Origin of the sequence: Nocardia sp. NPDC056952 (assembly GCF_042674185.1) — a bacterium.
Taxonomy (GTDB): domain Bacteria; phylum Actinomycetota; class Actinomycetes; order Mycobacteriales; family Mycobacteriaceae; genus Nocardia.
This window is the reverse complement of sequence record NZ_JBHURA010000006.1, coordinates 491,505-499,660: the sequence shown is the minus strand read 5'-3', so window position 1 is coordinate 499,660 and position 8,156 is coordinate 491,505. Positions and strand designations below refer to the sequence as shown.

General features: G+C 67.5%; 9 protein-coding genes. 5 read left to right on the top strand and 4 right to left on the bottom strand.

Annotated features, from left to right (window positions below; genetic code table 11):
• Positions 1-149: 149 nt before the first annotated feature.
• From ACFTS5_RS23300 to ACFTS5_RS23290, 3 genes are read left to right on the top strand one after another with little or no spacing between them, the layout of a single operon-like run.
• Positions 150-899, top strand: coding sequence for a DUF1989 domain-containing protein (locus ACFTS5_RS23300; protein WP_378634458.1), 750 nt, complete (start codon positions 150-152; stop codon positions 897-899).
• Positions 896-1,510, top strand: coding sequence for an urea amidolyase associated protein UAAP2 (locus tag ACFTS5_RS23295; protein ID WP_378634456.1), 615 nt, complete (start codon positions 896-898; stop codon positions 1,508-1,510). Before ACFTS5_RS23300 ends, ACFTS5_RS23295 begins: the two co-directional genes overlap by 4 nt.
• A complete protein-coding gene (locus ACFTS5_RS23290; protein ID WP_378634453.1) occupies positions 1,507-3,666 on the top strand; it encodes a 5-oxoprolinase/urea amidolyase family protein in 2,160 nt (719 codons plus the stop codon). Before ACFTS5_RS23295 ends, ACFTS5_RS23290 begins: the two co-directional genes overlap by 4 nt.
• Before the next feature lie 6 nt (positions 3,667-3,672).
• Here the strand turns inward: ACFTS5_RS23290 and ACFTS5_RS23285 are convergent, their stop codons facing one another.
• Positions 3,673-4,668: an NAD(P)-dependent alcohol dehydrogenase gene (locus ACFTS5_RS23285; RefSeq protein ID WP_378634451.1), complete on the bottom strand. Its 996-nt coding sequence runs from the start codon at positions 4,666-4,668 to the stop codon at positions 3,673-3,675.
• A 90-nt stretch (positions 4,669-4,758) separates the two neighbouring features.
• Between ACFTS5_RS23285 and ACFTS5_RS23280 the strand changes: the two genes are divergently transcribed.
• The gene (locus ACFTS5_RS23280; protein ID WP_378634448.1) at positions 4,759-5,400 is read left to right on the top strand and encodes a TetR/AcrR family transcriptional regulator C-terminal domain-containing protein; all 642 of its coding nucleotides are present in this window, start codon (positions 4,759-4,761) and stop codon (positions 5,398-5,400) included.
• A gap of 13 nt (positions 5,401-5,413) precedes the next feature.
• Here ACFTS5_RS23280 and ACFTS5_RS23275 read toward each other — a convergent pair whose 3' ends face one another.
• A complete protein-coding gene (locus ACFTS5_RS23275; RefSeq protein ID WP_378634446.1) occupies positions 5,414-5,593 on the bottom strand; it encodes a hypothetical protein in 180 nt (59 codons plus the stop codon).
• Positions 5,594-5,949: 356 nt separating this feature from the next.
• Between ACFTS5_RS23275 and ACFTS5_RS23270 the strand changes: the two genes are divergently transcribed.
• Complete coding sequence (locus tag ACFTS5_RS23270; protein ID WP_378634444.1) at positions 5,950-6,318, top strand: hypothetical protein; 369 nt, start codon at positions 5,950-5,952, stop codon at positions 6,316-6,318.
• Here the strand turns inward: ACFTS5_RS23270 and ACFTS5_RS23265 are convergent.
• Positions 6,242-7,309 carry an ATP-grasp domain-containing protein gene (locus tag ACFTS5_RS23265; protein ID WP_378634514.1) on the bottom strand — a complete coding sequence of 356 codons (1,068 nt, stop codon included), beginning with the start codon at positions 7,307-7,309 and terminating at the stop codon, positions 6,242-6,244. The two genes, ACFTS5_RS23270 and ACFTS5_RS23265, sit on opposite strands and share 77 nt — an antisense overlap.
• Before the next feature lie 171 nt (positions 7,310-7,480).
• The gene (locus ACFTS5_RS23260) at positions 7,481-8,053 is read right to left on the bottom strand and encodes a Uma2 family endonuclease (protein WP_378634512.1); all 573 of its coding nucleotides are present in this window, start codon (positions 8,051-8,053) and stop codon (positions 7,481-7,483) included.
• Positions 8,054-8,156 lie beyond the last annotated feature (103 nt).

Below are 8,156 nucleotides of genomic sequence, written 5' to 3'. Positions count from 1 at the left end.
GGCGCCGGGGCGTAGGCGACGAAGGAGCAAGCCCCGGTGCCTGACCGGCGGCCCCTCAGGGCCGCGGACACGCGCGCGCCAGCGCGCCAAAAACACAGCGTCAAACCGTCCTGGGACTACCGAACCCAGGTCATCCCAGGAGGTCAACGATGACAAACACCCACTCCACCACCGGCGCCCGCGCCCACGCACGCGCCCAAGCCGCAGCAGCGACCATCACCACCCCCGACACACCCCCTGACATAGATCCCACAAAAATCGTGGCCGCACAACGCATCCCCCCAGGCGGCTACGCGAATATCGTGCTCGGCAGAGGCACCCGAGTGCGCCTCAGCGACCCCACCGGCACCACCTGCGCCCACCTGTTCCTACTCCGGACCGAATCCCCCTGGGAACGGCTGAATGTCGCCGACACCGTGAAAGTGCCGTGGCAGGCCTACCTCAGCGCAGGCCATCCACTGCTCTCCGACCAAGGCCGGGTCCTGGCCACCGTCCTCACCGACTCCGACGGCCACCACGACACCCTCTGCGGCCCCACCGCCGAGGGCCGCCACCAACTCCACCTGGCAGGTGCCAAACAGGGCCTGGAGCCCCGCGATATCGGCCCCTCGATCGCGCTGTTCCGCGGTGCCAGGGTCGCGGTGGGCGGCGCGATCGAGCCCAACGGCAACGGCCCGGCAGGCGCCACCCTCGATCTCGTCGTCCATCTCCCCCTGACCCTCCTGGTAGCCAACGCCCCGCACCCCCTCGACGACCGCCCCACCGGCGACCTCGACCTTCTCGCCTGGTCCTCCCCCGCGGATCTGGACACCCGCAACGACGACCCCGAATACCGCCGGGCCGTGGAGAACACCGAAGCCGCCTGGACGGCCGCACTGAACACGGAGGTTCCGGCATGACCGCCACCCGCACCGTCGTCCTCGACGAGACCGTCCCCGCCCGGGCTCCGTGGTCGGCCATCGTCCGCGCGGGCGACCACCTCGACATCATCGACCTGCACGGCAATCAGGCCGTCGACTGCCTGCTCTACTCCGCCGCCGACCGCACCGACCGCTACAGCGCCCAGGCCACCATCGCCGCCCAGCGCAACATCTTCCTCACCACCGGCAGCGTCCTGCGGACCGAAGGCGGCACCCCGCTGATGACGGTGGTCGCCGACGAGGTCGGCAACCACGACACCATCGCGGGCGCCTGCTCCCAGGAATCCAACACGCTGCGCTACGGCCACCACACCCGCCACCAGCACGCCTGCGTGGAGAACTTCCTCACCGCCGCCCTCGAATGGGGTCTGGGCAAACGCGACCTGGTCTCCAACATCAACTGGTTCATGAACGTCCCCGTCGAACCCGACGGCACGCTCGGCATCGTCGACGGCCTGTCCGCGCCCGGCAAGAAGCTCACCCTCCGCGCCGAGATCGACACCCTGGTCCTGGTCTCCAACTGCCCCCAGATCAACAACCCCTGCAACGGTTTCGACCCCACCCCGGTCCGCATGGTGGTGACCCGATGAGCCTCACCGACACCCGCATCGATCCCGCTGCCGACCTGTCCACAACGAGCCTCCCCGCACCGAGTGGTGTCACCGACTCGACCACGAGGTCGGCTGTCCTGGACAGTGCGACCGAGCCGACTTCGGACACCCCGGCGGCGCCGTCGCCCACTCGGCGGCGCATCGATGTCGTCCGTCCCGGAATGCAGACCACCGTGCAGGACTGGCCGGGACGAATCGGCTACTGGCACATCGGGGTTCCGCCGTCCGGGCCGATGGACGATCTGTCGTTCCGCCTGGGCAATCGCGTGCTCGGCAACCCCGAAGGCGCGGCCGGGCTGGAGTGCACGCTGGGCGGACCCGCGTTGCGCTTCTCCGAGCCGACGTGGGTGTGTGTGACCGGCGCGGTCGCCGACGTCCGGGTGGACGGCGTCCCGGTCGAGCAGTGGCGGACCGTCGAGATCCAGGCGGGCGGCGTGCTCGATGTCGGCGCGATCCGCGGACCCGGCATGCGCACCTACATCCTGATCTCGGGCGGGATCGATGTCGACGAATTCCTCGGCAGCGCGGCGACATTCACGCTCGGCAAGTTCGGCGGCGGGACCGGTGCCGCGTTGCGCGCCGACGATTCGCTCACGCTGGGCGCACCGTCGATCCGCCGCGCTCCCGCCGTTCCGATGGCCGACCAGCCCGCCTTCGCGCATCGTTGGGAACTCGCCGTCACCGAGGGCCCACACGGCGCACCGGAGTTCTTCACCCGCGCCGACTTCGACACCATCATCGGGACCGACTACGAGGTCCACTTCAACTCCGATCGCACGGGCGTGCGCCTCATCGGCCCGAAGCCCGAGTGGGCCCGCACCGACGGGGGCGAAGCGGGCCTGCACCCGTCGAACATCCACGACAACGCGTATACCGTCGGCGCCCTCGACTTCACCGGCGATACCCCGATCCTGCTCGGCCCGGACGGCCCCAGCCTGGGCGGATTCGTCTGCCCGGTCACCGTCGTCGCCGCCGACCGCTGGAAACTCGGCCAGCTCACACCCGGCGACAAGGTCCGCTTCGTCCCAATCCGTTCCGAACACGCCGCCCCCGCAGCGGAACTCGGCGCTCGTCGACGCGCCTGCTTCGGCACCGTCCTTTCGGCCGGTCGTGACGGCGACGACGGGATCCTGCGCCGTACCGAAGTCGACGACGAGACCGGCGTGACCTACCGCCGCCAAGGCGACGACGGCGTGCTGGTCGAATACGGCACGCTCACACTGGATCTCGGCCTTCGTGCCCGCGTCCACGCCCTGCACCAGCACCTCATCGCGATCGGGCTGCGTGGCGTCATCGAGCTCACCCCGGGGATTCGCTCACTCCAGATCAGGGTCGACCCCGCCGTCCTGCCGATCCCCCGTCTGCTCGACCTCCTCGCCGAAGCCGAGGCGCAGCTGCCGAATTCCGATCAGCTGGTCGTCCCGAGCCGCACGGTCCACCTCCCGCTGTCCTGGGACGACCCCTCCACCAGGGAAGCGATCACGCGCTACATGCACGGCGTGCGCGCCGACGCCCCCTGGTGCCCGTGGAACATCGAGTTCATCCGCCGGATGAACGGCCTCCCGTCCGTCGAGGATGTCTACAAGACGGTCTTCGACGCCGAATACCTGGTCCTCGGCTTGGGCGATGTCTACCTCGGCGCCCCCGTGGCCACCCCGACCGACCCCCGCCACCGCCTCGTCACCACCAAATACAACCCGGCCCGCACCTGGACCCCGGAGAACGCGGTCGGCATCGGCGGCGCCTACCTCTGTATCTACGGCATGGAAGGCCCGGGCGGCTACCAATTCGTCGGGCGCACCACTCAGGTCTGGAACCACCGGGCCCGCCCGGCCGGCACGGCGGGCCCCGGCGTCGACCGCTTCGCCACCGACCCCGAAACCCCCTGGCTTCTGCGCTATTTCGATCGCATCCGCTGGCACCCGGTCGAGGCGGACGAACTACTGGACCTTCGCGCGGATTTCGCGGCGGGCAAGGTCGACATCACCACCGAGAACGGCGACTTCCGCCTGGCCGACTACCGGAAGTTCCTGGCGGAGAACGACGACTCCATCACCGACTTCCGCGCCCTCCAAGCCGAGGCCTTCGCCGAGGAGCGCCAATCCTGGCGCACCGCAGGAGAACTCACCGACTGAGCTGGGTCAGGCAATGAGAACGGTCTTCCCCGACGCGTGCCCTTGCTCGAACGCGGCGACGGCAAGGGGCGTGTCGGACAAGGGGAACCGCCGCTCGATCACCGGCCGCAACTCTCCGGAGACAGCCAATTCGGCCAGGTATTCCAGGTCGGCGGCGGCGGGTCGCATGAGCAGTGCCTTCAGGGTCTGTCGCGCGAACAGGTCGGTGAGTACCACCTGACCCAGCCATCGGATCGGGCCGAACCAATCGTTGCCCGGCGCGGCGGCGGAGGAGATGAACACACCGTCCACGGCCAGCGCGCGACGGATTTCGCGTAGTTCACGGTTGCCGGCGAGGTCGAAGATCACGTCGTAAGGCACGTCTGTCAGGGTGAAATCGTCAGTGGTGTAATCGATGACGATGTCGGCGCCGATATCGCGCACCATGTCGATGTGCCGGGTGCTGCACACCGCCGTCACGTGCGCGCCGAGCACCTTCGCGATCTGCACCGCGAAACTGCCCACCCCACCGGACGCACCGTTGACGAGCACCCGCTGCCCCGGCCCGACCCTGCCGATGTCGCGCAGCCCCTGCAAAGCCGTCATTCCCGAATCCGGTATCGCCGCGGCGTCTTCCACGCTCAATCCAGCGGGGACCGCGGCGAACGAACCCACGTCCGCGCACACGTACTCGGCGAACCCGCCGCTGGGGACCGCACCGAAAACCTGATCGCCGACCCGGAATTCAGTGACCGAGTCACCCACCGCGACGACCTCGCCCGCCGAGTTCTGCCCGATCATCCGATGCTTGGGCCTGCGCAATCCGAACCCGAGCCGCAGCAGGTACGGCGTTCCGTTGAGCAGGTGCAGGTCACCGCTGCACAGCGAGGCCGCTCGCACCCGGACCACCACATCACGGTCCCCCGGCGTCGGCCTCGGCACGATCTCGGTCCGCAACACCTCGCCGCCGCCGTATCGGGGCGCGATCCAGGCGGTCATCGAAGCGGTATCGACATCGGTCATGAGAATTGCCCCTCAACTCATACTTACAGCGTAAGTCGCTCAGGCGAGACGCTACGCTTACGCCGTAAGTACGTCAAGGAGAGGACACCCATGCCGACGCGCACTCCACTCACCAGGGAACGCGTCCTGCGCGCCGCCATCGACCTCGCCGACCAGCAGGGCCTCGCCGCCCTGTCGATGCGCAACCTCGCCAAGACCGTCGGAGTGGAGGCGATGTCGCTGTACAACCACGTCGCCAACAAGGACGACCTCTACGACGGCATCATCGACCTGGTGGTCGCGGAGATCTACGTCCCGCGAGCGGGCGGCGACTGGCGGGCGGAACTGCGCCGCCGCGCCACCTCTGCCCACGAGGTCCTGCTGAGCCACCGCTGGGCCACCGGCCTGCTCGGCTCCCGCATCAACGTCGGCCCCGCCATGCTGCGCTACATCGATGCCACCCTCGGCTGCCTGATCACCGCGGGCTTCACCTACGAACAGGCCGACCGAGCCTGGAATGCCCTGGACAGCCACATCTACGGCTTCACCGTCCAGGCCGTCAACTTCCCTCTCGCCACCTCCGAATACGCTTCGGCCGCAGAACAATTCCTTCCGCTCATCCCCGCGGCAACCCATCCCTACATGCACGCGCTGGCCGCGCGCGTCATCACCGGAACTCACTCCGGCGAGGCTGATTTCACTTTCGGCCTCGAGCTACTGCTCGAGGGGTTGGCCGGTCTGCTCCCCCGCTGACAACGGCGCGGTGTCAGATACAGATCTCCACGCTACCCAGTGGGAAGCACAACGCCACCGATCCGACTTCCGATGCTGTGGGGGTCGCGGTCTGCGGCGCGGGCACGGCAGCCGAGGCCGCGGGAGCGGCGACAGCGCCGAGAGACAGAACGATGGCAGCCGCGGCGGCCGCCTTGCTGATCTTCGCGGACATGGGGAATCCTTTCCCTCGAGTGAACTCGGTTGGTTGGTTCCTAGCTGCGCGCCTCCTCAGTCTTCGCGGTGACGAGGGCAAACTCCAGGCAAGAAAGCATTACGCCGGACGCGGTGGCGTCGCGGAACTGTCACTGCCGGGATTCGACGGTCACCCGAGACAGGCCCGCATGCCGCGGCAGCCGGCGGCTTTCCCGGCGTGGCGCCGGAAAAACCGAGTGTTACCGCCCGGTGACCTTCGCGCCGGCGCATTCACCGTTCCGGAATGTGGCCAGCGGTTGTCCACCGATCGGTGGACACGAAGTTCGACCGGTCGATGCTGTCTGCGGCACCGGCCACCCGAGCAGCATTGACGACATGCGAAATCGCTTGGTATTGATCGCCGTTGCCAGCGCGCGCCATCCGTGGCGAGCCATTGTCGGCTGGTTCGTCTTCGTCGCGTTATGCGTCGGAATCGGCGCCGGAATCGGCGGTAAACCCGCGGCCACCGAGGACTTCTGGATCGGCGAGGCGGGCCGCGGTGAGGCGATCGCGACCTCGGGTGGGTTGCAGCAGGTACCGATGGAACGGGTGCTGATCACCGGCGCAGGAGCGGCCGCGCACAACGCCGCTCGCGACATCACCGACCGAATGCTGACACTGCCCGAGGTCAGCCGGGTACCAGGTCCGCGCTTCTGCGCACGGCACCGGCGAACTGACCGTCCGATTGCGGCGCGACCTCCATGACCGCTTCCGCCACAGCGAGACAGGCACCGAGCCGCGGCGGTCGGCGCAATCCCGAATCCCCTTGCAGCAGGAGCCGAACCGCGGCCCATGGGAGGTTCACGTCGGCGAACGACGTGTGGAACAAGCCGGCCGAGGGCCGGGGATTCGCCTCGAGCAGTACCGGTTCGCCACCGCGATAACGCAATTGAACATTCGTCAGATAGGCCAGTTCGAAATGCCGCACGAGCCGACGTGCGATGTCGACCAGCGCGGGATCGTCGAGCAAGATCCGGAACCGACCGTGCTTGGCCCGCGGAATACCCATCAGCAGTTCGCCTCCCGGAGCGGAGAGGCAGTCGATGCTGATCTCCGGTCCTTCGAGGAACGGCATCACGAGCAGCGGCGGCACCGCTTCGCCCTCTTCCGCCGCCCGGCGCATCGCCCCCGCGACCGCCTCGACCGAGGCCACCGGCCGGGGCGCGACCCGCAGGTTCGCCATGGTCAGCGGGCGGTCGTCGAGGATGCGGAAGCCGAACGCCGAGTACTCACCGCTGGGCTTGATACACAGCGTCTCCCCGGTGAGCGAGAGCTCGTCGACGGCCGCGTAGAACTCATCGACGTCGGCCGCCTCGCGCCACGGCGGCACGGGAATTCCCGCGGCACCGGCTATCTCGTAGGTGAGAACCTTGCTGGTCAGCGCCGTCACCGCGGACAGCGGCGAACACATCAGACTGGTACCGACCGCGGCGAAGTCGGCCACCCGGCCCGCGAGCGCGTCGAGACGGCGCGGCGGGATGAGCACATCGATGCGATGCGTCCGACAGAAATCAAGCGCGAACTGTGCATACTCCTCGTTGCTGACATACCGAGGTTCGATCGCCGACACATCACACGCCGAGAGAGCTGCCGCACTCGGATCCACATTGCTGGCATAAATACTGACGGCCACCCCGTCGGGATTCTCCCGCAGCAACCGCATGACCTGCACGGTTGCCGCCCCCGCACTGCTCAGCCAAACCCGAAGCGTAATACCAACCGCTCCCTTCTTGTTCTCGGAGAGAACCGGACCCTATCCCGGTTCTGCTTCGAGCACATTTCGAGCAGAAGGACCCCACGTCACATCCGTCCCGCCGAGTCGGACTCCGTTCCGTGGGCACGCCGGAACAGTGAATGAACGGCCGATCTAGCGAGGGAGCAGCGCGCCCGGGTCGAAGGTGACTTCATACGGCGAACGTAGAGTCACCGGATTACCGGCCGACGCACGGTGTGTCTGCTCGTACTCACCATCGGTGCCGAGTGCGTAGGCGAACAGCACCGGCAACTCCTCGTCGGCGAGACAGCCTTTGAACGGGTTGATTTCGAATCGCCAGTACGTCGGAATCCTGGCCTGCGCGTACAGAACCGGCTTCACCAATCGGTCCTGCAATGTCGTCGACTTCGACACGACCTCCACGGCGAGCGCGACCTGGCCCACCGGAACCCCGCGTCCATTCCAGTCGATCGATCCGGCGACCACCATCAGATCGGGGATCGGCTGGTCGTCCCCGATGAGTACGCCGACACCGTCCAAGACCAGGTGATCGGCGGGAACGCACGCGTCAAGGACCTGGGTCAGCCGTTTGATCAACCACTGATGCTTCGGCTTGGGTGCGGCGTTCACGACAAGCTGGCCATTCAATACCTCGTAACGCAGTCCGTCATCGGGTAGTTGATCCAGATCAGCAGCAGTCCACTCGGCCGAATGTGGCACCGGCATTGCCACGGAGACCACCTCCTACCTTGCTGAACTCGTCAGATGAACGCACTGGTAACGCTCAGTCTAGTTCAGCCATCGTGCTGAACCAGCTCATCACTCGGCC